General features: G+C 67.4%; 25 protein-coding genes. 10 read left to right on the forward strand and 15 right to left on the reverse strand.

The features are described from left to right. Positions 1-32: 32 nt before the first annotated feature. From BLT60_RS11525 to BLT60_RS24750, 4 genes are all read right to left on the reverse strand, one after another. Entirely contained in the window at positions 33-596 is a 564-nt protein-coding gene (locus BLT60_RS11525; protein WP_139167808.1) for a hypothetical protein, read from the reverse strand. 135 nt (positions 597-731) lie between these two features. Further along, the gene (locus BLT60_RS11530) at positions 732-3,881 is read right to left on the reverse strand and encodes an efflux RND transporter permease subunit (protein WP_090876590.1); all 3,150 of its coding nucleotides are present in this window, start codon (positions 3,879-3,881) and stop codon (positions 732-734) included. After that, on the reverse strand, positions 3,878-5,044 hold the full coding sequence (locus BLT60_RS11535; RefSeq protein WP_090876591.1) for an efflux RND transporter periplasmic adaptor subunit: 1,167 nt from the start codon (positions 5,042-5,044) through the stop codon (positions 3,878-3,880). Before BLT60_RS11535 ends, BLT60_RS11530 begins: the two co-directional genes overlap by 4 nt. 126 nt (positions 5,045-5,170) lie before the next feature. Then, positions 5,171-5,446 carry a hypothetical protein gene (locus tag BLT60_RS24750; RefSeq protein WP_244521246.1) on the reverse strand — a complete coding sequence of 92 codons (276 nt, stop codon included), beginning with the start codon at positions 5,444-5,446 and terminating at the stop codon, positions 5,171-5,173. Between BLT60_RS24750 and BLT60_RS11540 the strand changes: the two genes are divergently transcribed. From BLT60_RS11540 to BLT60_RS11560, 5 genes are all read left to right on the forward strand, one after another. Continuing rightward, complete coding sequence (locus BLT60_RS11540) at positions 5,375-5,893, forward strand: RNA polymerase sigma factor (protein WP_244521242.1); 519 nt, start codon at positions 5,375-5,377, stop codon at positions 5,891-5,893. The genes BLT60_RS24750 and BLT60_RS11540 overlap by 72 nt on opposite strands. After that, on the forward strand, positions 5,883-6,593 hold the full coding sequence (locus BLT60_RS11545) for an anti-sigma factor (protein WP_090876593.1): 711 nt from the start codon (positions 5,883-5,885) through the stop codon (positions 6,591-6,593). Before BLT60_RS11540 ends, BLT60_RS11545 begins: the two co-directional genes overlap by 11 nt. 27 nt (positions 6,594-6,620) lie before the next feature. Next, positions 6,621-7,100, forward strand: coding sequence for a GNAT family N-acetyltransferase (locus tag BLT60_RS11550; protein ID WP_210185598.1), 480 nt, complete (start codon positions 6,621-6,623; stop codon positions 7,098-7,100). A 135-nt stretch (positions 7,101-7,235) separates the two neighbouring features. Continuing rightward, positions 7,236-7,820 (forward strand): fasciclin domain-containing protein, encoded by a 585-nt coding sequence (locus tag BLT60_RS11555; protein WP_090876784.1) that lies wholly within the window; start codon positions 7,236-7,238, stop codon positions 7,818-7,820. Between the two features lie 167 nt (positions 7,821-7,987). Continuing rightward, entirely contained in the window at positions 7,988-9,169 is a 1,182-nt protein-coding gene (locus tag BLT60_RS11560) for an aminotransferase (RefSeq protein WP_090876594.1), read from the forward strand. Positions 9,170-9,174: 5 nt separating this feature from the next. On the opposite strand, the gene BLT60_RS11565 is transcribed toward BLT60_RS11560, so the two are convergent. The 8 genes from BLT60_RS11565 to BLT60_RS11600 form a co-directional block, all read right to left on the reverse strand. Continuing rightward, a complete protein-coding gene (locus BLT60_RS11565; protein ID WP_090876595.1) occupies positions 9,175-10,524 on the reverse strand; it encodes a TIGR03808 family TAT-translocated repetitive protein in 1,350 nt (449 codons plus the stop codon). Between the two features lie 68 nt (positions 10,525-10,592). Beyond that, the gene (locus BLT60_RS11570) at positions 10,593-10,982 is read right to left on the reverse strand and encodes a type II toxin-antitoxin system VapC family toxin (protein WP_090876596.1); all 390 of its coding nucleotides are present in this window, start codon (positions 10,980-10,982) and stop codon (positions 10,593-10,595) included. After that, entirely contained in the window at positions 10,979-11,245 is a 267-nt protein-coding gene (locus tag BLT60_RS11575; RefSeq protein WP_090876785.1) for a type II toxin-antitoxin system Phd/YefM family antitoxin, read from the reverse strand. The genes BLT60_RS11570 and BLT60_RS11575 overlap by 4 nt, the downstream gene beginning before the upstream one ends. A 41-nt stretch (positions 11,246-11,286) precedes the next feature. Beyond that, positions 11,287-13,536, reverse strand: coding sequence for a methylmalonyl-CoA mutase (gene scpA / locus BLT60_RS11580; RefSeq protein WP_090876597.1), 2,250 nt, complete (start codon positions 13,534-13,536; stop codon positions 11,287-11,289). Continuing rightward, the gene (locus BLT60_RS11585) at positions 13,533-13,931 is read right to left on the reverse strand and encodes a hypothetical protein (RefSeq protein ID WP_090876598.1); all 399 of its coding nucleotides are present in this window, start codon (positions 13,929-13,931) and stop codon (positions 13,533-13,535) included. The genes scpA and BLT60_RS11585 overlap by 4 nt, the downstream gene beginning before the upstream one ends. After that, positions 13,928-15,775, reverse strand: coding sequence for a methylmalonyl-CoA mutase family protein (locus BLT60_RS11590; RefSeq protein WP_090876599.1), 1,848 nt, complete (start codon positions 15,773-15,775; stop codon positions 13,928-13,930). The genes BLT60_RS11585 and BLT60_RS11590 overlap by 4 nt, the downstream gene beginning before the upstream one ends. 13 nt (positions 15,776-15,788) lie before the next feature. Next, positions 15,789-16,169, reverse strand: a complete 381-nt coding sequence (locus tag BLT60_RS11595) for an MmcQ/YjbR family DNA-binding protein (RefSeq protein WP_090876600.1) — start codon at positions 16,167-16,169, stop codon at positions 15,789-15,791. Between the two features lie 36 nt (positions 16,170-16,205). Then, positions 16,206-16,553, reverse strand: a complete 348-nt coding sequence (locus tag BLT60_RS11600; protein WP_090876601.1) for a hypothetical protein — start codon at positions 16,551-16,553, stop codon at positions 16,206-16,208. A gap of 126 nt (positions 16,554-16,679) precedes the next feature. On the opposite strand from BLT60_RS11600, the gene BLT60_RS11605 reads away from it, so the two are divergent. Next, on the forward strand, positions 16,680-18,056 hold the full coding sequence (locus BLT60_RS11605; RefSeq protein ID WP_090876602.1) for a M20/M25/M40 family metallo-hydrolase: 1,377 nt from the start codon (positions 16,680-16,682) through the stop codon (positions 18,054-18,056). Positions 18,057-18,126: 70 nt separating this feature from the next. On the opposite strand, the gene BLT60_RS11610 is transcribed toward BLT60_RS11605, so the two are convergent. Further along, a complete protein-coding gene (locus BLT60_RS11610; protein ID WP_090876603.1) occupies positions 18,127-18,564 on the reverse strand; it encodes a c-type cytochrome in 438 nt (145 codons plus the stop codon). 349 nt (positions 18,565-18,913) lie between these two features. Between BLT60_RS11610 and BLT60_RS11615 the strand changes: the two genes are divergently transcribed. From BLT60_RS11615 to BLT60_RS11625, 3 genes are all read left to right on the forward strand, one after another. Further along, positions 18,914-20,440, forward strand: coding sequence for a helicase HerA-like domain-containing protein (locus BLT60_RS11615; RefSeq protein ID WP_090876604.1), 1,527 nt, complete (start codon positions 18,914-18,916; stop codon positions 20,438-20,440). A gap of 20 nt (positions 20,441-20,460) precedes the next feature. Further along, on the forward strand, positions 20,461-21,867 hold the full coding sequence (locus BLT60_RS11620) for an amidase (protein ID WP_090876605.1): 1,407 nt from the start codon (positions 20,461-20,463) through the stop codon (positions 21,865-21,867). A 209-nt stretch (positions 21,868-22,076) separates the two neighbouring features. Continuing rightward, positions 22,077-22,679 (forward strand): superoxide dismutase, encoded by a 603-nt coding sequence (locus tag BLT60_RS11625; RefSeq protein ID WP_090876606.1) that lies wholly within the window; start codon positions 22,077-22,079, stop codon positions 22,677-22,679. Positions 22,680-22,741: 62 nt separating this feature from the next. Here the strand turns inward: BLT60_RS11625 and BLT60_RS11630 are convergent, their stop codons facing one another. Next, positions 22,742-23,068, reverse strand: a complete 327-nt coding sequence (locus tag BLT60_RS11630; protein WP_090876607.1) for a hypothetical protein — start codon at positions 23,066-23,068, stop codon at positions 22,742-22,744. Next, the gene (locus BLT60_RS11635; RefSeq protein WP_244521227.1) at positions 23,065-24,525 is read right to left on the reverse strand and encodes a cation:proton antiporter; all 1,461 of its coding nucleotides are present in this window, start codon (positions 24,523-24,525) and stop codon (positions 23,065-23,067) included. Before BLT60_RS11635 ends, BLT60_RS11630 begins: the two co-directional genes overlap by 4 nt. Between BLT60_RS11635 and BLT60_RS24755 the strand changes: the two genes are divergently transcribed. Further along, positions 24,482-25,306 carry a Gmad2 immunoglobulin-like domain-containing protein gene (locus BLT60_RS24755; protein WP_244521228.1) on the forward strand — a complete coding sequence of 275 codons (825 nt, stop codon included), beginning with the start codon at positions 24,482-24,484 and terminating at the stop codon, positions 25,304-25,306. The two genes, BLT60_RS11635 and BLT60_RS24755, sit on opposite strands and share 44 nt — an antisense overlap. The last annotated feature ends 44 nt before the right edge of the window (positions 25,307-25,350 follow it).

Consider the following 25,350-nt stretch of genomic DNA (forward strand, 5'->3'; position numbering starts at 1 on the left):
AGGGCATCGCCGGACGCGCCAATCGCCCGGCCTCAGGGATTGCCGCAGGCGCAGCCCACCGGAATGTCGTGGGTCGTGTTGGGGTTGACGAAGGGCACGGTCCGCGTCGCAGTGGCCCTGTCGCGACACACCTGCGGGGGCACGCAACCGGGGATGCCGTTGCAGACCGGGTTGCCCGTCGCCGGATCCTCCACATCGGGGCGCGTCCAATGGGCCGGGACGCCGCCCAGCCATCGCACCGTGATGGTATAGGTGCCGATCTTGACCGGGGCGGCCGGACTGGCCGGATCGGGCGCCAGGTTGACGGTGGTCGAGCCGGGAACGGCGATCGTGCCGGCCGCGTTCGACAGCTCCGTCTTGATCGTCACCCGGCCCGGAATCGACGCCTGCAGGCCGTCGCAGTCGTTGGTGACCCGGATGGTGCCGGTGATAGTGTAGTTGACCGCAGCCGGGGGCGGTGGTGGAGCGGGCGGTGCCGGGGGCGCCGGTGCCGGGCCGGGAGCCCGATGCTGGCCGCCGGCATTCATCGCCATCCGGATCGCGATCAACGCAGCGGCGAGAGCCACCAACGCAACGAGTAGAGCCAATGTCGCCATGGTCTCCTCCTCTTGCCTTGCGCGGCAATACTACCCGATTTCAGCCGGGCAGGGAACTTGGCCGGGCATGCAGGGCGCGGCGCGCGCACCGCGACCGCCGGCGTCAGCCCGCCATTCGCGAGCGGTCGGCGCCGGTCAGGCGGGGTGATCGGGGCCGCGGATATGGGCCGGCGAAACGCCCCCGCCCGGCGTCGTCGCCGATTTCTTGCGGTGGAAGATGCGGTCGTAGAGACGCCTGATCTTGGCAAGGAAGGACAGCGCCGCAGGCGTCACCACCAGTGTCAGGATGGTGGCGAAGCCGAGGCCGAAGACGATGGCGGTCGACAGCCCGACCCACCACTGCGCCGACGGCGCGCCCTGGGTGACCTCGCGGTTGACGAAGTCGAGGTTGACGGCGAAGGCGATCGGCAACACGCCAAGAATGGCGGTGACGGCGGTCAGCATCACCGGCCGGGCACGTTCGCGCGCCGTCCGCATGATCGCCTCCTCGGTCGGCACGCCTTCCCGTCGCAGCCGGTCATAGGTATCGATCAGCACGATGTTGTTGTTGGTGACGACGCCGGCCAGCGCGATGATGCCGATGCCGGTCATGACGATGCCGAAGGGCTGGCCCATCACCAGCAGGCCGATGATGACGCCGATCGTCGACATGATGATCGCCGACAGGATGAGGAAGACGCTCGACAGCTTGTTGAACTGCGCCAGCAGCACGACGAAGATCAGGAAGATGGCGACTCCGAAGGCGTTGCCGAGGAACTCCTGGGCGGCCTGGCTTTCCTCGTCCTCGCCCGCCAGCTTCCAGGTGACGAGACCCTCGAAATCGGTCTCGTCCAGCATTTCCTTGACCTGCTGCTGGACGGCCGAGGACTGCACGCCCTCGGCGACGTTGGCGGTCACCGTCACGATCCGCTTGCCATCGATGCGGTTGATGACGCCGACCTGGCGGGAGGGCGTGCGCACGACGAAATTGCTGATCGGCACGGAACCGGCCGGCGTCTCGATATAGAGGTCGTCGATCTGGTTCAGCGTCCGGCGGTCTTCCGGCACCCGGACGATGATGTCGACCGGATCCTCGCTGCTCGCCGGGCGATAGTCGGTCACCGTCAGGCCGTTGGTGACCAGGCGGACGATCGAGCCGACCGAGGCGACGCTGACGCCGTAGCGGGCGGCCTCGGCCTTGTCGACCTCGAGCTGCCAGTCGATTCCGGGCAGTGGCAGGCCGTCGTCGAGATCGCGGATTTCCGGATATTTGGCGAGTTCGCCGGCAACGCGGCGGGCGGCCTCGTTCAGCGCGTCGGGATAGACGCTCGACAACTGGACCTGGACCGCCTTGCCGGTCGGCGGACCGGCCGGCGGCGTCGTCACCTCGACCCGGATGCCGGGGATATCGGCGGTGCGCTGGCGCGCCTCCTCCATGATCTCGGCCGCCGGGCGGCGCTCCTGCCAGTCGACAAACTCGAACTGGATGGTGCCGATAACGTCCTCGGTGACGTTCTCGTCGCCCTGCTGGCCGCTGCCAACCCGGGCATAAATCGTCGTCAGGCCGTCCAGGTCGAGAATGCGCGCCTCGACCTGGCGAACCAGGCGGTTCTTCTCCGCCAGCGAGGTGTTGCCGCGGGCATGGACCAGCACCTGGCCGGTATCGGGCTCGACCGTCGGGAAGAACTCGACGCCGGAGCCATACTTGCCATAGGCCATGATGACGCCGACCAGCATCGCCACCGCCAGGATCAGCGTCAGCCCCGGATGGCGGACCGCGATTCGAACCGTTTTGAGATAGGGGCCCTCGCGGCGCGCCTTTTCCTCATGCAGCGGTTGCGGCTTGCCGATCAGCGCGCCGAGCGTTGGCGTGAAGATCAGCGCCGCGACCAGCGACGCGCTCAGCGTCGCGATCAGCGTCAGCGGCATGTAGCCCATGAACTGGCCGACGATGCCGGGCCAGAAGAGCAGGGGAGAGAAGGCCGCGATGCGGGTCAGCGTCGCCGCGACCACCGGGCCGGTCATCCGGCTGGCGGCGAAGGCGTAGGCCTCGCGCGGCCGCATGCCTTCGCTCATTCGCCGCTCGGCGAATTCGGAGACGATGATCGAGTCGTCGACCAGCATGCCGACCGCGAGGATCAGGCTGAACAGTACGACGATATTCATCGTCAGCCCGGCCATGTAGAGGCCGAGAACGCCGACGAGGAAGGAGAAGGGCACCGCGATGCCGATCATGATCGAGGCGCGGCCGCCGAGCGAGAAGAGGATGATGACCGCGACCAGGATGACCGCCGTCAGCACCGCATTCTGCAGGTCGGCCAGCATCTGGCGAATGAATTTCGACTTGTCCTGGAGGAAGCGGACCTCGAGCGACTCCGGCCAGTTTTTCTTGAGGGGCTCAATGGCGGTACGGACGGCGTCGACGGTCTCGATCAGGTTGGCGCCGGAGCGCTTGGCGACCGAGATGACGACGGCCGGCTGTCCGTCGACACGGGTGATCGAGGTCGGGTCCTTGAAGGTCGGCAGCACCGTGGCGACATCGCCGAGCGTCACCGTCGCCGCTGTCGAGGCGGCGACCGGGATGTTGAGCACGTCGTCGGGCGTCTCGATCAGGGCAGGGACCTTGACCGCGAAGCGGCCCTCGGGCCCTTCGAGCGCGCCGGCGGCAACCAGGCTGTTGCTGCGGGCCACGGCGATCGCGAAGTCCTCGAGCGACACGCCATAGCTGTCGAGCAGCATCGGCTCGGCGATGATCTCGATCACCTCATCGCGCAGGCCGTTGATATCGGCAGACAGGACGCTGGGGATCAGCTCGATGGCGTCCTGCGCCTGGTGGGCGATCTGGTTCAGCGACCGTTCGGAGAGGTCGCCGGCCAGGCTGACGAGAACGACGGGCTGCTCGGAGAGATTGACCTCCTGGACCCGCGGCTCGTCGGCGTCGGACGGCAGTTCGGCCTTGGCGTCATCGACCTTGGCGCGGATATCCTGCAGGGCGACGTCGGAATCGAAGCCGGCCTCGAATTCGAGCAGCACATAGCCGCCGCCCTCGAAGGCGGCTGCCTTCATTTCCTTGACGTTGGAGACCGTCTTGAGCTGCGATTCCAGCGGCCGCACGAGCAGGCGCTCGGAATCCTCGGGCGAGATGCCCGCCTGGGAGAGCTGGACATAGATGATCGGGATCGTGACGTCCGGCTCGGCTTCCTTCGGAATGCTCACATAGGCGCTGGCGCCCGCCAGCAGCAGGAAGAGCAGGATGGCAATCGTCAGACGCGCGTGGTCGATCGCGTATTCGACGATCGCTCTCATGCCGGCGGCTCCACCTTGGCGACTTCGGAGACCGGTTCGACCAGGTCGCCGTCCTTCACGAAGTCCTGGCCGACGATGATGATCCGCGTCGGCTCGTCGATGCCGGCGACCCAGACCGAGTCGCGCCCGTCATCGACGATCGAGATCTGCTTGAACTGCACCCGGTCATTCTCGTCGGCGAGACGCACGCCAAGCAGCCCGTCGTCGGAAAAGACCAGCGCCGAGCGCGGGATCGACGTCGCGATCACCGGCTCGGTGGTCACCACCATCTCGCAGGTCACGCCATCGGGAATCAGCGCGCCGGGATTGGCCATGCGCGCCTCGACCGGATAGGTACGGGTCGCCTTGTCGGCGCTCAGCCCGACATAGCTGATCTCGCCATCGACCGTCTTGCCGTCGATGAAGCGCATCGTCGCGCTCTGCCCGAGATCTAGATAGCCGCGCTCGCGCTCGCTGACCGCGCCGACGGCCAGCATCGGGTCCGGGTCGATGATCTCGGCGATAAGCGAGCCCGCCTCGACGGCCTGGCCGACCTGCACCGGAACGCTGTCGACGACGCCGCCGACCGGCGAGCGGACGATCGAGCGATCGGCGAGGGCATTGGCGGTGGCAAGCGTCGCTTCCGCCGAGGCGACGGCCGCTTCCAGCGCCGGAAGCTGGTTCTTCGGCGCGTTGCCCTTGTCGATCAGCGATTTGTTGGCGTCATACTCGGCCTGCCGCTGGAGCAGCAGCGCTTCCGCCTGCTTGACCGCCGCGACCCGGCCCTCGTCGGACAGTTTCGCGACGATTTCGTCGGCGCGCACCTTGCTGCCACGCTCGACATTCAATTCGACGATGACGCCGGCGCCACGGGCGACCGCGACCGAGGCATTGTCCGCTTCGGTGGTGCAGGAGAGCACGATCTGCCGCTGGTGCGGTTCCGGCGTGGCGCTCCTGACGGAGACCCTCTGGACAAACACTTCCGCTTCGGCGACGGCGGCTTCGCCCGCGACCGGCGTCTCGCCGTCGAGGCTCGCCACCTGGGTGCCATCCGCCGCGACGGTATCACCGCCGTGAGCGACGTCCTCGTTGGCGGGCGAAAACACCCCGGAGGCGATCCACCCGGCGGCTGCCAGCAGGATCGCGACCGATATCACGCGGCTCGGCTTGAAAATCGATGCCATGAATTGTCACCAAAAACATGTGCGCGCGACGTCGCGCCGTTTGCGCCCCAGAATTTTAGTGCCCCGATATAGCTATTGTGCGACGCGAATTGAACGGACAACTGCAAATTAGTTGACCCTGTCATGTCAGGAGAGGTTGTCTGGGCCGCCAACAAGGCAAATAAAAGGATTCCAGTCGCTCCTTGTTGTCACGCGGGCACAGTCTCCTATGTCATAGTGGCGGTATATAGTGCGGTGCAGCGGAATTTCGCCGGTTTTCACGGCAAATCCGCCGCCACCGTCGGTCGGGGCCCGAACGTGGACGATAGACAGCAGGAACTGGTTTTTCTGATGACCGCCGTCGCCACCGGCGACCGCGCCGCGTTTAAGACCCTCTTCGATCGCACAAGTGCGAAACTCCACGCGACGACCCGCCGTATAGTCAGGAGCGACGCAACTGCGGAGGACGCAGTGCAGGAAGCTTTTGTACGGATATGGCGCCGTGCCGGCGACTACGACCCCGGCATCGCCTCACCGATCGCGTGGATGACGACGATCGCCCGGCACGCCGCCATCGACATGGTGCGGCGGGGCGCGGAGCGCGTCTCGGCCGCTGCCGCCGACCCGGCGATCGCGGAAACCATCGCCGACCCGTCGACGGGCGCCGACCGGCTCGCCGCCGGCCAGGGCCTGATGCGCTGCCTCGAGGCGCTCGACACCGACCGTCGTGGCATGGTGGTGCTGGCCTATTGCCACGGCTGGAGCCGGGAGGAACTGGCCGAGCGGTTCGAACGCCCCGCCGCGACGATCAAGACGATCCTGCGGCGGAGCCTGATTGCGTTGAAGGAGTGCCTCGGCGATGGCGCCTGAACGCGAAGACCTCGACGCCCTGGCGGGCGAATATGTCCTCGGCACCCTCGACGCCGGGGAGAGGCGCGCGGCCGAAGCACGCTATGCCGCCGATGCCGACTTCCGTCGCGCGGTCTCCGAATGGGAGACCCGGCTGCAGCCGCTGGCCGACACGGCCGGCGAGGCGCCGGTGCAGCCGTCCGTCTTCGGTCGCATCGAGGCGGCGATCGGCGCCGCGTCGCCATCGGTGGTGGAGAGCGGCGAGGGCGGCAACGTCGTTTTCCTGCGTCGCCAGGTCCGCCGCTGGCGCGTGACCTCGGCGCTCGTCGGCGCCGCGGCGGCCGTGCTGGCCGGCATCGTCGTCGTCGACCAGATCCAGCCGCCGGTCCAGGCCCAGTCGGAATTCGTCGCCGTACTGACCACCGAGGGCGCCTCGCCGGCCTTCGTCGCCACCGTCAACGTCGCCGCAGGGACGATCTCGGTCCGCCAGGTGGTCGCCGCGCCACCGGAGGACAAGAGCTATGAATTGTGGGCCGTCGAGCCCGACGCCGTGCCAGTGTCGCTCGGTGTCTTCGACGACGGGACCAGCCTGTCGCGAGGGCTGGAATACGCGCCGGACGGCCTGACCCTGGCGATCAGCCTCGAGCCGAAGGGCGGATCGCCCACCGGCGCCGTCACCGGGCCGGTCGTCTTCAGCGGGCAACTGGTCCCGTCGGACTAGGCAGACACGAGCCGGACGAGTTCACCCGTGAGCGACTGGATGATACGCAGGGCGAAGGCCGGGGACGCGGTGGCGCTGGCGCGTTGCATTGACGACGCCTACGCGCCTTACCGCTCCCGCATCGCCGATCTGCCGGCCGTCTCCGAAGGCATCGACAAGGATATCGAAGACCATCTGGTTTTCGTCGCCGTCCTCGACGACCGGATACTCGGCGGGCTGGTGCTGGTGGAGAAGGACGGCTTCGCGCTGCTCGCCAATGTCGCGGTCGATCCGCGTGCCTCGGGCCGGGGCGTCGGGCGCGGGCTCATCGAACACGCCGAAGCCGCGTGCCGTCAGTTGCGGATCGACGAGATGCGCCTGACGACCCACGTCGCCATGCCGGAAAACGTGCGCCTTTACGAGCGTCTCGGCTGGCAACGGACAGGGACGTTCGGCAACAAGATGCACATGGCCAGGACCCTGCCGCCATCGCCGACCCCGGCGCCGAACCGCGCCAAAGGCGACTGACCGGCGACGGAAAAACGATCACGCCCTCGTGATCGAGAAAATATCGCGCCTTCTGAAACCGTCCGCGCATCCCCTCCGTAGCTGTTGGCGACCTCCAAGGAGGAGCGTCACCAACAAACGCAGGAGAGCCAGACCATGACCCTCAATATCCGCACTCTGCTTCGCGCCACCGCCGTTGCCGCCGTCGTCGGCGCCGGTTCCTATGCCGCCGTCCCCGCCTTCGCCGCCGAGATGACTGTCGAAGTCGGCGGTGCGCCGATGTATCCCTCGAAGAACATCATCGAGAACGCCGTCAATTCGAAGGATCACACCACGCTGGTCGCCGCGGTCAAGGCCGCCGGCCTCGTCGAGACGCTGCAGGGCGACGGCCCCTTCACGGTCTTCGCGCCGGTCAACGCCGCCTTCGAGAAGCTGCCCGACGGCACCGTCGAGACGCTGCTGAAGCCGGAAAACAAGGAACAACTCACCACCATCCTGACTTGTCATGTCGTTGCGGCCGACGCGATGTCGGACGCGATCATGGGAATGATCAAGGACGACAACGGTGCGCACACGGTTGAGACCCTCGGCGGCTGCAAGCTCAACGCCAAGATGGACGGCGAGAAGATCACGCTGACCGACGAGAACGGCAACGTCGCCACGGTGACCATCGCCGACGTCAAGCAGTCCAATGGCGTCATTCACGTCATCGACACGGTGCTTCTGCCGAAGATGGGATAATGTCGCCCCCCATCTGACGTGGAAGAGAACGGCCCGCTTCGGCGGGCCGTTCGCTTTTGCGAGGGGGCGGGCAGCCGCAGGAGGCGAGCGATCGGCCCTCGGCAAATTCACCAAGCATCAATCGCCATTCTGCTAGGATTGTCCCCGAAACGGATTTGGGGGAATCCATGAAGTCGACCAATCCCGTCTATACGGGACTTCCGACCACGATTTTCGAGGTGATGTCGCAGCATGCCAAGGCGCATGGCGCGATCAACCTCGGCCAGGGCTTTCCCGACGTCGACGGGCCGGAGGATATCCGACGCTTCGCCGCGGAGGAGCTGGTCGCCGGCCGCAACCAGTATCCACCGATGATGGGCGTGCCGGAACTGCGCACCGCCGTGGCGGAAGCCAACAAGCGCTTCTACGACCTCGACATCGACTGGCAGACGGAGGTGCTGGTCACTTCCGGCGCGACGGAGGCGCTGTCCGACTGCCTGGCCGCGTTGATCGAGCCGGGCGACGAAGTGGTCCTGATCGAGCCGCTTTACGACTGCTACCTGCCGCTGGTGCGCCGCGCCGGGGCGACGCCGAAGCTGGTGCGGGTGACGCCGCCCGACTGGAAGATCGACCGCGAGGCGTTGGCCGCGGCCTTCGGGCCAAAGACCAAGGCGATCCTGCTCAACAATCCGATGAACCCGGCGGCCAAGGTCTTCGATCGCCAGGAGCTTGAACTGATCGCCGAACTGACCGTCGCCCATGACGCCTATGCGATCTGCGACGAGGTCTATGAGCACATCCTTTTCGATGGGCGGAAACACACGCCGCTGATGACGCTGCCCGGCATGCGGGAGCGTACGTTGCGGATCGGCTCCGCCGGCAAGACCTTCTCGCTGACCGGCTGGAAGGTGGGTTACGTGACCGCCGCTCCGGCGCTGCTCGATCCGGTGACCAAGGCGCACCAGTTCACCACCTTCACCACGCCGCCCGGCTTGCAGAAGGCGGTGGCCTACGGACTCGGCAAGGGTGACGACTATTACACCGCGCTCGCCGGCGACCTCGAGGCCAAGCGCGACCGGCTGGCGCGCGGGCTGAGCAAGATCGGCTTCGGCGTGGTGCCTTGCGCCGGCACCTACTTCCTGACGGTCGACACCGCGCCGCTTGGGCTCGGCGACGACGACGCGGCGGTTTGCGAGAAGCTGACGGTCGAGGCGGGGGTGACGGCGGTCCCGGTTTCGGCCTTCTACCAGTCCGACGCGCCGGGCAACTTCATCCGCTTCTGCTTCTCGAAACGCGACACCATGCTCGATGGCGCCCTCGACCGCCTGGCCCGCTGGGTCGAGCGGTTGGGCGACACCGCGGACGCCTGACCGGATCAGGCCCGGTTGCGGGAGACGGTGACGTTGGGGAAGTCCTCGGCGCCGGACAGCGCCAAGTCGCCGGAAGCGGGCTCCGACCAGCGCATGCCGACGATCGCACCCCGGTCGGCGCCGGAGATCAGGTTGTCGCTGATCATCGCAGCGCCGGCGCCCTCGACGACGCTGACCGCGATGCCGACCGACGAGTCGCGGATGACGTTGCCGGTCGCCGACACGTCGCGCAGGTACGGCCCCCAGCCGAGCACCAGGCCGAATCGCGGGGCGCCGTCGATGACATTGCCGCTGACCGCGACATCGGCCTCGACGGAGATGCCGACGCCGAAGCCCTGGTCGTCGGTCGGGTAGGGGCCTTCAGTCACCAGATCGCGGACGATGTTGTTGGCCACCACGGCCAGCCGGCCGCCATGGTCGAAATTGGCGACGCTGATGCCGTTGGCGGCGCGCTCGATGATGTTGTTGGCGATCAGGGCGCCGCTGAAGCCGAATTCGGAGAAGATCGCGACCTCGCCGCTGCGCAGGCAGGTGTTGCCGGTGATCTGGACGTTGTTGGCGGCGTTGGCCCGCACCGCGGTGAAGGCGCAGTCGCTGATATGGTTGCCGCTGACGATGACGCCATGGGCGCGGAAGGCGTTGACGCCGTTGCCATTCTCGCCGGTGCCGCCATCCTCGGCGCCGATCCGGGCGATGCGGTTGCCGCTGACGATGGTGCCGTCCTCGCCCGCACTCCACCGCCAGACCAGCACGCCGCCATTGCCGCAGTCCACGATGTCGTTGCCGGCGACGGTCAGGCCGGTCGATTCGATGGCGCGGATGCCCGCCTGCCGCGCCTGGGTGATGGTGTTGCCCTCGACCCGGCCGCCGCAGCGATCGAGCGCCATGCCGCTCCTCGTGCTCGCCGTGATCTCGCAATTGGCGATCCGCACGACCGGGCAGCCGGCCAGATGGACGAGGCCTTCGACGTAATCGGCAAGCGGCAACCCGCCGCCGTCGATCGCCACCCCGTCGAGGACGATGAGGTCCGCCTTGTCGGCGGTCAGCATGTGCCCGTCGCCCGCGAAGACCAGTCGCGTCGCGCCGGCGATGCCGAGGAGGCGGGTGCTCGATGGCAGGACAATGTTGGAGACGACGTAACGCCCGGGCGGCAGGAAGAGCGGGCGGTTCGCCGCCGCGGCTTCCTGCAGCAGCGCCTGGAAAAGCCGGCTCTGGTTGTTGGGCAGGTCGGGCGTCAACCCGCGCGCCGTCCCGTCGATCGCGCCGCGCAGCGCCGGCGGTTCAGTCGCCTCGGCGGTCGCCGGGGCGAGCGCGGCAACCGTGACGGCACCGGAAAGAAAGCTGCGTCGGTCCATGTCGGCTCCTGTTCGGAGCCAGACCTATCAAGGATCGTGCCGCGGCAAGGTGTGCCGTAACGGGACACCTACAGGGCCGACGGGAGATCCGTGTGGACGAAGTCGTCGCCCTTGAACAGCAACGGCTCTCCGGTCTGCTTGGCGAGGGCATAGACAAAGCAGTCGCCGAAATTGAGCCGGGCTGGGTGATGCCCGATACCGTATGTCAGACGGGCATGCCGGGCCCAGTGCGCCTGATCCCGCGTGAACGGGACTATTTCCACATGCGCATCGGCCAGGAGTTTTTCGGACGCGGCCACGCCCTCCGCGCCAATGCAGCGGTCCAGGACATTGATCAGTTCAACAAGGGTCGCTGCCGAAATCCTGGGATGCTCCGCATCAAGGAGAGCCTGCGCGAACTGCCTTGCTTCGTCTTCATGGCGCAAAATGGCGACGATCGCCGAGGTATCGACAATCACCGGGACAGGCCGTCTTCGTCGTAGAGGATGGCGTTGACATCGGCCGAGGTGAATTCGCCCTCCACCAGATGGTCGATCGATCGTCCGATCGCCAGGAGATCGTCAACCGTGGCCTTCTTCTCGGCGCGAACCGCGACCGGGAGGGTCAACCGGGCGACCGGCTTGCCGCGCCGGGTGATGATCACCTCCTCGCCCTTCTCGACGCGGTCGAGCAGTTCGGAAAACTTGGTCTTGGCTTCAAACGCGCCGACGGATTGGGTCATGGTCGCTTCCAACTAGACAACTAGTTGGCAATATGGGTGCCCTAGCCGGCCGAGTCGAGTCCCCCGGCGGGAAAGTTCCGCAGGGTCGAGGGCTCGTAGCCGAGGCGCTGGTTGAGGGCGTCGACGAGGGCGACGGCCGATTCCGCGACGGGCGAGCCCGGCGGGAAGATCGCGGACGCGCCGGCGTCGCGCAGCGCTTCATAGTCCTGGGGCGGGATGACGCCGCCGACCACCACCATGATGTCGGGCCGGCCGGCGGCCTCGAGGGCGCGCTTGAGGGCCGGCACGGTGACCAGGTGGCCAGCGGCCAGCGTCGAGACGCCGATCATGTGGACGTCGCTGTCGATCGCCAGGGTCGCGGCTTCCTCCGGCGACTGGAAGAGGGGCCCGAGTACCACGTCGAAGCCGAGGTCGGTAAAGGCCGAGGCGATCACCTTCTGGCCGCGGTCGTGGCCGTCCTGGCCGATCTTGGCGACGAGGATGCGCGGCGGGCGGCCGTCATGCTCCTTGAACCGGGCGCTGACTGACCGGGCCGCCGCCACCGCGTCGTCGTCGCCGGCCTCGTCGCCATAGACCCCGGCCGCCACCTTGGCCTCGGGCTGGAACCGGCCGAAGGCGGCTTCCATCGCGTTGCTCATCTCGCCGACGGTGGCGCGAGCCCGCGCCGCATCGACGGCCAGCGCCAGCAGGTTGCCCTCGCCGGACTTCGCCGCATTCGTCATGGCTTCCAGCGCCGCCGTGCAGGCCGCGTCGTCGCGGTCGCGCCGCAGCCGCTTCAGCTTGTCGATCTGCGCGGCCAGCACCGCCGAGTTGTCGACGCGCAACAGGTCGAGCGGCGGTTCGCCGTCGGGCGGATAGCGGTTGACGCCGATCACCGCCTGGCGGCCGGAGTCGATCCGCGCCTGGGTGCGCGCCGCCGCTTCCTCGATGCGTAGCTTCGGCACGCCGGCTTCGATCGCCTTGGCCATGCCACCGAGCGCGTCGACCTCCGCGATGTGCTCGAGCGCCTTGGTGACCAGGTCCTGCGTCAGGCTTTCGACATAGTAGGAGCCGCCCCACGGGTCGATGATCCGGGTGGTGCCGGATTCCTTTTGCAGAAAGAGCTGGGTGTTGCGGGCGATCCGCGCCGAGAAGTCCGTCGGCAGCGCCAGCGCCTCGTCGAGGGCGTTGGTGTGCAGCGACTGGGTATGCCCCTGCGTTGCCGCCATCGCCTCGATCGCCGTGCGGGTGACGTTGTTGAACACGTCGCGGGCGGCAAGCGACCAGCCTGACGTCTGGCAATGCGCCCGCAGCACCAGCGAGCGGGTGTCCTCGGGCGCGAAGCGTTGCTTGACCAGCCGCGCCCATAGCAGGCGCGCGGCGCGCAGCTTCGCCACCTCCATGAAGAAGTTCATGCCGATGCCGAAGAAGAAGGAGATGCGCGGCGCGAAGGCGTCGACCGCCAGCCCCCGGTCGCGGCCGGCCTGGATGTATTCCAGCCCGTCGGCGAGGGTATAGGCGAGCTCGAGGTCGGCCGTCGCCCCGGCCTCCTGCATGTGATAGCCGGACACCGAGATCGGGTTGAAGCGCGGCATGTGCTCGGCCGTATAGGCCATGACATCGGCGACCAGCCGCATCGACGGCAGAGGCGGGTAGATGAAGGTGTTGCGGACCATGAACTCCTTGAGGATGTCGTTCTGGATGGTCCCGGTCAAGTCGCGCTGCGCAGCGCCCTGTTCCTCCGCCGCGACGATATAGAGCGCCATCACCGGCAGCACCGCGCCGTTCATCGTCATCGACACGCTCATCCGGTCGAGCGGGATGCCGTCGAACAGCGCCTGCATGTCGAGGATCGAGTCGATCGCCACGCCGGCCATGCCGACATCGGCGGCGATGCGCGGATCGTCGGAGTCGTAGCCGCGATGGGTCGGCAGGTCGAAGGCGACCGACAGGCCGCGTTGGCCGCCGGCGAGGTTGCGGCGATAGAAGGCGTTGGATTCGGCCGCCGTCGAGAAGCCCGCATACTGGCGGATCGTCCACGGCCGCTCGACATACATTGTCGGGTAGGGGCCGCGCAGATAGGGCGGCAGCCCCGGCCAGCCATCGACGAAATCGAGGCCGGCGATATCCTCCGCCCCATAGAGCGGCTTGACCGGAATCCCTTCCGGCGTGGTCCAGTGGTCACCGTCCGAAACGGGGGAAGACGCGTCAGGCGCGCGCCACGGAATTTCGGCAAAGTCGGGGAAGCGACCCCGTCGCGTTTTGGCAGTCGGACTGGTGGTTTCCGGTTTCGCCCCCTGGGGCGCGGTCATCGCTTCTCGGCGCGCCAGTACCCGCCGCAGCTGAACTGGGGCGCGGACCATCGGCCGGAGCCGCGGTTGGAGGCGAGCGCGCCGGTTCCGGTGACGTGGTTGCTGCCGCTGCCGAGATTGATCGCGACGGCCCCGGCGGAGCTGACGCCGATCACGGTCGGATGCACCTTGCGCCCGTTATAGAGGACGGCGCCTTCGCTGATGGTGATGGGCAGGCGATAGCCGAAGGTGCAATTGTCCTGGCCGCCGAAGATGTAGATCTTCCAGTTGCCGTCGAAACTGTTGGTCGCCGCCGCAGCCTCGATGGCGCCAGGGCCGGCAAGCAGGGACAGAAACGAAAGCAGCGCCACCGCACGCGCGATGGCCCGTCCGAACTGGGTATCTGTGAAGGTCACGATTCCGAACCCCTGGCCTTCTGGTCGCCCGCGTGATTCTGCATCTTTTTCCCCGCATTCGCAATCGCGTCAAGTGTTTTGCCGAGGTTCGCGACCAGATCGGCACCCGGCGCAAGGGTCCCGTCGACGACCGGCAGGTCGATGAAGGGCCGCTTGTCGCTGCCGTGAAAGAGCACCAGCGCCGCGCCGGCGTCCTTCAGGGACGCGGCCATTCCGGCGATTGCGTCCTCCGATGCGGATTCGCCGGCCGCGATGCAGGCGACCGCGGCGCCTGATTGGGCGAAGGCCGCGTCGCTCGCGTGGTCGTCCCCAGGCTCGCCGGCTTCGATCGCTTCGAGGCCGCCGGTGGCAAGGGCGTCGGCCGCCGCGGCGACCGCCTCGTCGGTGCCCGCTGACGTGTCGATTCGGGCCATGAAGACGACAGGAGGGATCTCGCTGGCGGCGAGGTCCCGCGACCGTGCGCACAGATGCTCGAAGGGTTCGGCCAGCCTGACAAAGCGGAGTCGCGACGACGATCCGGCCTCCGCAGGCGGCGCCTGTTCGCCTGCGGTCGCGGGCGGACGGCCCCGGTCGACATGGACGTTGACCCCGACGATCTCGATGGCCCGGGTGGAGACCCGCCCGAGCCGGTCGTCGCGCATCGCCGCGATCCGGCCCGGCAGGGAGCCGGTTGCGATGGCCGCCAGAATGCCGCCCTCGGCCTCGATGGCGCGGAATTCGTTCCACGCCGCTTCGGCGAGTTCACCGGTCAGCGCCTCGATGGCGCCCGATCCGGCGCCGGGATCGCCGATGCGGAAGAGGGATGCTTCGTCGAGGGCGATCGACTGGATGTTGCGCGCCATGCGGTCGGCGAAGGGATCGCCATCGGGCGCCAGCGGCAGCACCGCGAGTGTCTCCGCCCCGCCGACGGCGGCGGCGAAGGCCGCTCCGGTCGCCCGAAGCATGTTGAGATAGGGATCGCGCCGGCTCATCATCCGGAACGATGTCTCGGCGTGAACCCGCGACGCCACGCCCTCGATGCCGAGCAGCGCGTAGAGGCGGGCAAGAAGCTGCCGCGCGGTGCGCAGCTTGGCGATCGACAGGAACTGGTCGGCATCGACGGCGAGGATCAGGCCGAGTCGCCGGGCGACCGCGTCGCGGCCGTGGCCCGTCTCGTCGGCGAGGCGGAAGACGAGGGTCGCCGTGGCGAGCATCGCACCAAGCTCCTGGGCCTCCGACGCACCGGCGTCATGCCAAACCCGTCCGTCGGCGACCATCGCTTCGCCGTCGAGCGCCGCTTCGTGCATCGTGGCGCCAAGCACCAGGAGGCTGGCGATCGCTTCTTCGCCAGGCCCCGGCAGCGCGCCGTGTGCGGCGAGCGTCGCGACCGGGTCGAAGGCGAGGCAGAGGCTGTCGACGCCCGCTGCGCTGGCGGCGCGGATCATGCCGGAGGCGGTGGCGGTGCTGTCGGCGCCGAGATCGATGCGCAGGGCGAGACCGTCGAGGGCGCCGTCATGCGCGATCCGTTTCAGCGTCTCGTTGTCGATCGCGATGCCGCGTCCGTGGGCGCTGGTGCTGTCGGTGGCGACGAGCACCGCGCCGGTTGCGCCGCCCGCTACCGCTGTCCGGACCGTCGCGGCGATGGCGTCTGCGTCGCCGTGATCGATCCTCTGCGCGACGATCCAGCGCGCGCCGGGCGTCCGGCCGGCGATCGGCGGTGCGTCTCCGGCCGGGTAGAGCGGGCCGACCGGCAGGCCGTCGTCGGAGCGCGCGGTGAGCGTCGACAGGTCGACACGGCCGGCGCGGCTTGCCAGCGCTTCCCAGTCGGCGGCGCTGACGCGCGGAAAGAGGTCGGTCCTGGTCATGGCTGCTTCGCGATCATCGATCGTCCTCGCCCGCAGTCTGGTTCAGTCCCAGCGCCTTCTGTCGCTTCTTCGAAAGCCCCAGGGACACGATGCGATGAGATTCGCGCAAATATCTTTTCAAATCCTGATCGTTAAGGAAGGATTCGTCATAACGCTGGATCCACTTCATGCCGCGGGATGCCAGATACGGCGCCGGGCGGACGCCACGTTCTTCTTTCAACATCTCAAAAGACATCTCTGAGACCTTGAAAGTAAAGGATTCCTGGTCGTCGTGCCAGCCACCGATGGCGAACACCTTGTCGCCGACTTTCCAGACATGGGCGCCGCCCCACTGGATGACATGGGAGGTCGCGGCGAGGCTGCCGCAGAAGGCGTTGAACTCGTCGTAGGTCATCGCGCCGCCCCTTGTCGGCGAATCACTTCGGTCGCGTCAGACGAACTGGCCGAGGCCGGGAACCGAGGCGACGATCGCCTCGACGGTGCCGGGCTTGGCCTTCTCGCGGGCGTGCCGGCCAAAGCTCTCGACCACTGACTGGACCTGCATCATGCCGAGGCCGGCCGAGGTCAGTGCGTTGAAGGCCGCCATCAGACCGTCCGGCCCGCCGGGACCGTCGGCCTCAAGCGCCTCGCGGGCGCCGGGCAGCGCATCGAGCAGGTCGTCGACCTTGTCGGCCGGCGCTTCCTGGCGGACGAATTTGAGAATGATGATCACCGATTTCCGGGCGACGTCGGGCGACACGCCGGTGTCGGCGACGATCTTTGCGATCAGGTCTTCCATTCAATCCTCGCTATGCGTCTCGCTTCGCGGGGCATGTGACTCCACGCGTTGGCGAAACACAAGCGCGCTTCCGGTCGGCGGCCGATGCCGCTAGGTTGCGCCAACCCGAAAACATGAGGAATCCCGATGCTCGACCGCGTATTGCAACAGATCGACGATGACCTGCCGGCGAGCCTCGACCGACTTTTTACGCTGCTCCGCATCGAGAGCATCTCGACCGACCCGGCCTATCGCGACAAAGTCGCCGCCGCCGCCGATTGGCTGGCCGAGGAACTCACCGGCCTCGGCTTCGACGCCTCGGTGCGTCCCACCACCGGCCACCCGATGGTCGTCGCCCATGACGCGACCGCGACCGCCGGGCCGCACCTTCTCTTCTACGGCCATTACGACGTCCAGCCGGTCGACCCGCTGAGCGAATGGGCAACGCCGCCCTTCGATCCCCGCATCGAGACGGTCGATGGCGCCAAGCGGATCGTTGCCCGTGGCGCATCAGACGACAAGGGCCAGCTGATGACCTTCCTCGAGGCCTGCCGCGCCTGGAAGGCGGTCACCGGCAAGCTGCCGGCGAAGGTCTCGATCCTGTTCGAGGGCGAGGAGGAATCCGGCAGCCCGAGCCTCGTGCCCTTCCTGCGGGCGAATGTCGACGAGTTGCGCGCCGATGTCGCGCTGGTCTGCGACACGGGGATGTGGAGCCGCGAGCGCGGCGCCATCACCATCATGCTGCGCGGCCTGGTCGGCGAGGAGGTGACCATTTCCGCCGCCGATCGCGATCTGCATTCCGGCATGTTCGGCGGCGCGGCCCGCAACCCGCTCCACGTTCTCTCAGACATCCTTGCCCGTCTTCACGATGCGGACGGCCGCGTCACCGTTCCGAACTTCTATGACGGGGTCGCCGAGGTCCCCGACGACGTCAAGGCGATCTGGGACACGCTCGGTTTCGACGCGGACGCCTTCCTCGATACAGTCGGGCTGACGACGCCGGCCGGCGAGGCGGGGCGCACGGTGCTTGAGCAGATCTGGTCGCGTCCGACCTGCGAGGTCAACGGCATCATCGGTGGTTACACGGGCGAGGGCTTCAAGACGGTGATCCCGGCCAAGGCCTCGGCCAAGGTGTCCTTCCGCCTCGTCGGCGACCAGGATCCCGAAAAGGTCCGTGAGAATTTCCGGGCCTTCGTCACCGGCCTGCTGCCTCCCGATTGCCGCGTGTCCTTCGCCAGCCACGGCGGCAGCGGCGCGACGCGGCTCCCCTTCGACGGTCCGTTCCTCGCAGGCGCCCGCGCCGCGCTGACCGACGAATGGGGCATCGAGCCGGCGCTGGTTGGCGGCGGCGGCTCGATCCCGGTGGTTGGCGACTTCAAGCGGGAGCTGGGGATGGATTCGCTGATGGTCGGCTTCGGTCTCGATGACGACCGCATCCATTCGCCGAACGAGAAATACGAGTTGTCGAGCTTCCATGGCGGCATCCGCTCCTGGGCGCGGATCCTCGGGCAACTCGGCGGCTAGCAGCGGCGGATACGAAAACGGCGCGACCCTTGGGCCGCGCCGTCTGTCATGTCGATCGGCGAGGGCCGGATCAGCCCTTGCGATAGCCTTCGTGGCAGGCGCCGCAGGCCTGGCCGACCGCGCCGAAGGCGGCGCCAAAGGCTTCCTGGCCATCGGCGGCGGCTGTCGCGGCGGCGGTCGCGGCATCGGCTGCTGCCTTGCTCGCGGCCTTGAAACCATCCGGGTCGCTCCAGATCGCGTCGCCCGCCTTGGTGTCGCCGGTCTCGCTCCCCTCGGGGAAGAGATGGACGAACTCGGTCGAGCTGTCGGCGATCAGCATCATCGCGGCGGCAGCCACCTCCGCATTGAACGGAATCTCGCCCTTGATCATGCCGACGGAGACCTTGGCGGCCTGTCCGTTGACCTTCATCGCCTGCTTGCGCAGGCCGATGATATCCTCATTCGCCACGGCAAAACCGCTGGCGGCGACAGCGAACGCGGCGACAGCCAAACCCAGTTTCAATTTCATCCCGTCCTCCGGTTTTAGGATTTCACGCACCCCGGCTAACACCCGACCGCCGGGGTTATTCGGAATTTTTTCACCTCACGCCCGATCGATGAACAAATAGCCCGCGCTGGCCGCGCAAATTCGAATGAACGGCCCGGTCGTCCGACGTTCGGGAGAGCACGGCGATAATGGCCCGCGGCGGAAAGCGGCGACAACCCTGGAACGGCTCCAGATACCCCGGGTCACGAAAATTTCATCGACGGTTGAACGATGCGGTTTGCCGAGGGTGGCGATCGATCCATTGCCGGGGCGGCGGTCCGGCCGCTAATCTGTCCGAAATCGATTGTGACAACCAGCGGGGCGCGGCGGAATGGCGGTGATCGAAGAGGGCAAGGTGTTCGTCGGGACGAGCGGCCACCCGGAATACGTCCAGTTGCCCTTCGCCAATCGCCACGGGCTGATCACCGGCGCCACCGGTACCGGCAAGACGGTGACCCTGCAGATTCTCGCCGAGGGTTTCTCGAAGGCTGGTGTCCCGGTCTTCTGCTCCGATGTGAAGGGCGACGTCGCCGGCATGGCGATGCCCGGCGAACCGAAGGATTTTCTCGCCAAGCGGGCGGAAAAGATCGGCTTCGCCGATGAGTATGCCTTCGAGGCATTTCCGGTCGTCTTCTGGGACCTGTTCGGCAAGGAGGGGCATCCGGTCCGTACCACGGTTTCGGAGATGGGGCCGCTGCTCCTGTCGCGCCTGCTCGGCCTCAACGACACCCAGGAAGGCGTGCTCAACGTCGCCTTCCGCATCGCCGACGAGGAAGGGCTGCCGATCCTCGACCTCAAGGACCTGCAGGCGCTGCTGGTCTATGTCGCGGAGCGGGCGAGCGAACTGACCGTGCGCTACGGCAACATCTCGAAGGCGAGCGTCGGCGCCGTGCAGCGCTCGCTGCTGGTACTCGAGCAGCAGGGCGGCCAGATGTTCTTCGGCGAGCCGGCGCTGGCGATCTCCGAACTGATGCGCACCGCGCCGGACGGCCGCGGCATCGTCAACATCCTCGCCGCGTCATCGCTGATGCAGTCGCCCCGGCTCTACGCCACCTTCCTGCTCTGGCTGCTCTCCGAACTGTTCGAGGAACTGCCGGAAATCGGCGATCCCGAGAAGCCGAAGCTGGTCTTCTTCTTCGACGAGGCGCACCTCCTGTTCAACGATGCACCGAAGGCGCTGCTTGAGAAGATCGAGCTGGTGGTTCGGCTGGTCCGGTCGAAAGGCGTCGGCGTCTACTTCGCCAGCCAGAACCCGCTTGACGTGCCCGACACCGTGCTGTCGCAGATCGGCAACCGCGTCCAGCACGCGCTGCGCGCCTTCACCCCGCGCGACACCAGGGCGGTCAAGACCGCCGCCGACACCTTCCGCCCCAACCCCGACTTCAAGACCTTCGATGTCATCACCCAACTCGGCGTCGGCGAGGCGCTGGTCTCGACGCTGGAGGCCAAGGGCATTCCCTCGATCGTTCAGCGGACCCTGATCCGGCCGCCGTCGTCGCGGATGGGAACGATCACCGAGGCGGAACGCCAGGCGGTGATCGCGGCAAGCCCGATCGGCACGATCTACGACGTCACCATCGACCGCCAGTCGGCCTTCGAGATGCTCAAGGCCAAGGTCGAGGACAAGGTTGCCGAGGCGCCCGCCGGTCCGCCGCCCGATGTGCCGGGCGAGGGCAGCGGCAGCCTGCTCGAAGAAATCCTCGGTCTCAACGTGCCGCGCAACAAACGCCTCTCGACCACCCAGAAGGCGGCGCGCGAAGTGACGCGCGACCTGTCGGAAACGGTCGGCGGGGCGCTTGCCGGCTCGGTCGGCCGCCAGATCTTCCGCAGCGTGCTCGGCGGCATCCTGCGACGCTGAACCGGGCAGGGAGGCCGCGGATGACCACCAGGGAACTGCACGAGATGACGGCGGCGGCGCTTTCCGCCGGGTTTGCGGCGCGGACTGTCTCGCCGGTCGACGTCGCCACCGCGCTGCTCGACCGGATCGCGGCGCATGACGGCAAGCTCAACGCCTTCTGCCTCATCGACCGCGAAACCTCGCTCGTCCAGGCCCGCGCCTCGGCCAAGCGTTGGGAGGCGGGCAAGCCGCTGTCGCCGCTCGATGGCGTACCGGTCGCGGTCAAGGACCTTCTCCTGACCGACGGCTGGCCGACGCTGCGCGGTTCGCTGACCGTCGATGCCAGCGGGCCCTGGAATGTCGACGCGCCCGCCGTCGCCCGGTTGAGGGAAGCCGGGGCGGTGCTGATCGGCAAGACGACGACGCCGGAATTCGGCTGGAAGGGCGTCACCGACTCGCCGCTGACCGGCATCAGCCGCAACCCGTGGAACCCGGACAAGACGCCGGGCGGTTCCTCCGGCGGCTCGGCCGCGGCGCTTGCCGCGCGGTTCTGCCCGCTGGCGCTCGGCACCGACGGCGGCGGCTCGATCCGCATGCCGGCGCATTTCACCGGCACCTACGGCCTCAAGCCGAGCTTCGGCCGCGTCCCGGCCTGGCCACTGTCGCTGTTCGGCACGCTCGCCCATGTCGGGCCGATGGCCCGCACGGTGACCGACGCCGCGATGCTCCTCGACATCATCGCCCGCCCGGATTCGCGCGACTGGTACGCGCTTCCACCCGAGGACGGCTTCGCCGATGGCCTCGGCGACAGCGTCAGGGGCAAGCGCATCGCCTTCTCGCCGCGCCTCGGCTGGGCGCCGGTGGTCGACCCGGAAGTCGAGGCGCTGGTCGCGCTCGCCGCCGACCGCTTCATCGAACTCGGCGCCCATGTCGAGGCGGTCGATCCGCCCGGCGGCGACCCGACCGACACATTCCGCACCCTGTGGTGGGTGGGTGCCGCGACCGTGCTGAAGGACATCCCGCCCGATCAACGGGCGATGGTCGATCCGGGACTGCGCGCCATCGCCGGGGAGGGCGCGGCGATACCGCTCGCCGACTACCTCGCCGCCACCCAGGCGCGCGGCGCCTATGGCAGCGCCATGCGGCAGTTCATGGAGGACTACGACTTCCTGCTGACGCCCTCGGTCGCGACGCCGGCCTTCGATGCCGGGCAACTATCGCCCTACGCCGACGACGGCAATGCCTGGCTTGGATGGACGCCCTTCAGCTATCCGTTCAACCTCACCCAGCAGCCCGCCGCCAGCATCAACTGCGGCTTCACAGCCGCCGGCCTGCCGGTCGGGCTCCAGATCGTCGGGCGGATGTTCGACGACCGGGGCGTGCTGGCCGCGTCGCGCGCCTACGAACGGTCGAACCCGCTGCACGAGAGGCCGCCGCCCGGTCACTGAGGCGGCGCCGGCCGTCCCGGGGAACGATTTTCCACCTTTCGGCGTTGGCGAACGGTGCCAGTTTCACCGTTCGGCCGAAACGATAGCGGATCGCGGTTGTCGCCGGCTTCGCCGGGGCCTATGTTCGCCCGTGGAAATCCATTCATTTCGCCGCCGTCCCGCCATTTCCGGCCTTTCGGCGCGCCTATCGACCAAAAGAGGAGCTTGTCATGGCTTTTGAACTGCCGCCCCTTCCGTACGACTACGAGGCGCTCCAGCCCTTCATGTCCAAGGAGACGCTGGAATTCCACCACGACAAGCATCACCAGGCCTATGTCACCAACGGCAACAAGCTGCTGGAAGGCTCGGGCCTGGAGGACAAGAGCCTCGAGGACGTCGTCAAGCAGAGCTATTCGAAGAATGCCGGCCTCTTCAACAACGCCGCCCAGCACTACAATCACATCCACTTCTGGAAATGGATGAAGAAGGATGGCGGCGGCACCAAGATCCCGGGCGCGCTCGCCAAGGCGATCGACTCCGATCTCGGCGGCTATGACAAGTTCAAGGCCGACTTCATGCAGGCCGGCGCCACGCAGTTCGGCTCTGGCTGGTGCTGGCTGACCGTCCGCGACGGCAAGCTGGAGATCACCAAGACCCCGAACGGCGAGAACCCGCTGGTCCATGGCGGTGCGCCGATCCTCGGCTGCGATGTCTGGGAGCACTCCTATTACATCGACTACCGCAACGCCCGGCCGAAGTATCTGGAAGCCTGGGTCGACAGCCTGATCAACTGGGACTACGCGCTCGAGCTTTACGAAAAGGCGATGGCGTAAGCCGTACCGATCTTCGAGATCACGATGCCCCGGACACTGTCCGGGGCATTTTTTTGTGCCTGTCAGAAGGGAAAGCCGCGCTTGCAGCGGCGCAACTGATTGAGGTCCGGCCAGTCCGACTGGACCCAGTAGAGCCACGCCTTGCAATCCGCCTGGCTGCGGAAGCAGCGGAGCTGCCGGGTGGTCTCGCGCCCGCCGAAGAACCCCTTGCGTTCGCCCTGGAACACTGCCCACCAGAAGGTGTTGGCCGGCGCCGAGGCCTTCAGGGCGCGGGTGCAGTAGAGGCCCTCGACGCGCGGCGGCGGCGCGGCGCTGGCGGTAACGGTGCCGGCGACCAGGCCGACGAAGGCCGTCAGGACAAGAACCGGCAGGGCGATACGAACGCTCATCCGGCTTTTGTCGACCCGGACTCCGGCGATATCGGGGCAGGGTCCACCGGCCTGGCTGCATCCTCGGCTGGAGGGCCGGCGTCAGCGACTTGCGCCTCGCCCGGTTCCGGCCTGGCGGTCGAGGCTGCCGGATGCCGGCGGGCGCGGCGTCGCCGCTGCCAGGCGATCCGCGCGGCGCGGGCGCGGCGCCGGGCATAGAGCGCGCCACGGCTGACCATCAGCCGGCCGCGCTCGATCTCGCCGATCTCGCCGGCATAGACCTCGGCCAGCGCCTCGCGGAAATTGGTGACGCCATGATGGGCGATGACCTGGAAGCGGCGGAGCGACACCATCCACAGGGGGCTGACCAGCAGCGAGATGGCGATCACTGCGATTGCCAGCCGGTAGGTGTCCTGCGACACCGCGCCGGAGATCAGCCCGCTCGCCGCCAGCACGAAGGAGAATTCGCCGACCTGGGCCATGATCAGCCCGCCTGGAAACGCCTGCTCCCAAGGCGTGCGCACCAGCCTCAGCAGCAGGACGTTGATGAAGGTCTTGGCGGCCAGAACCGCGATCACCACGACGATGACCGTGCCGAGATTGGCGATGACGTAGTCGAGGTCGATCAGCAGGCCGATCGACAGGAAGAAGACGACGATCAGCAGGCTCTGGATCGGATGCGTCGCGGCGATCGCCTCGGCCCGCATCGTCGATCCGGCGATGACCAGGCCAGCGAGGAAGGCGCCGAAGGCGGCCGACAGCCCGGCGACGCTGGTCAGCGCCGCGGCGCCGAAGCAGAAGGCGACGCTGGCCAGCGCCACCATGTCGACCCGCCCGCTCATCCGCTCGGTGAAGGGCAGGCGCAGCTTGCCGGGCCGGGTCGAGAGATAGCGCAGCAGGGCGAAGATCAGGATCGCCGCGATCGCCAGCTTGATGACAAGGCCGGTCAGGTCGCTGTCGCTGCCGAAGGATGACAGGATCACCAACATCGGCACCACGGCGATGTCCTGCGCGATCAGCACGCCGACGGTGATCCGGCCGGTGGCGGTGCGCAATTCGCCGAGCTCCTCGAGCATCTGCATCGCCACCGCCGTCGAGGAAATCGCGACGATGAAGCCGAGCGCGACGACCGCCTCGAAGTCCCAGCCGAAGGCGAGGCCGAGCAGCGCCGCGACCCCGAGGCTGGCGGCGATCTGCCCCGCCGTGACGATCGAGGCGATGCCGGCGACGGTGGCGAAGACCCGGACCGAGAGTTCCATGCCGATCAGGAAAAGCAGCATGATCACGCCGAGTTCGGCCAGAACGGTGATCGAACCGGCATTCTCGACCAGCCCGAAGCCGGTCGGGCCGAGGACGACTCCGGCGAGGATGTAGCCGACGATCGGCGGCTGGCGGAAGCGCATCAGCACGAAGCCGAGCATGGCGGCAATCGCCATGACGAAGGCGATTCCGGTCAGGTCGACGACGTGTTCTTCCAAGCTGTTCTCCGCGATGGCCGGTGCTTCGCCTGCAATCTATCACGCCAACCGATTCGCCGGCGAAAGCGCCGCTTCGCAGAGGAGCGAAAGCGGGTGGGGCGTGGATGGAGGCGGGCTGCTCGGTCAACGGCTTCACCGCGAAGCCGATCCATTTGTCACCTGCCCCAAAAGGAACGCTTTACGACGCGAGCATTCTTTGCCGCCCGCACGCGGCGGCTTTGCCAGAATGATCGCAACGGACGAGGGCGGGTCTCGAGCGACGTCCGCCCGATACGAGGAGGCAGAGACGATGGTCAATCTCATTCAACAGCCTGCACCCTTCGACCTGGTCGGGAATCCGATCCTGGTCGGCGGCATCGGACAGGGGTTCGAAGCGACCCTTCAGTATCGTGTCCACGACGGCCATGACGAGCGGACCGGATTCTTCAATGTCGGCGGCGGCACGGGAGAGCACGGCCAGTACCAGATCGCGGTGGATGTTGCCGGCGCAGCGTTCCAGCTCGATCGGCTTTTCGTCGAGGTGTATGAGGAAAGCGCCCGGAACGGATCGGAGATCAACAAGATCACGGTGCCGGTCATCTTCGGGCCGCGCATCGTTCCCGGCTATGTCGGCTACCGGATCCACGTCGTGCAGCCCGGCGACACGCTGTCCGCCATAGCTGACGCGAACTACGGCAGTTCCGCCGCCTTCCAGAACATCGTGCGGGCCAATCCGCTGGTCATCAGCAACCCGGACCTCATCTTCCCGGGTCAGGCGCTGAAGATCCCGATCGGCGCATAGGCGTCGAGGACGCGGTCGCGGCGGTCGCGACCTCGTTCCTTCGA

Origin of the sequence: Bauldia litoralis, assembly GCF_900104485.1 — a bacterium.
GTDB classification, from domain to species: Bacteria; Pseudomonadota; Alphaproteobacteria; order Rhizobiales; family Kaistiaceae; genus Bauldia; species Bauldia litoralis.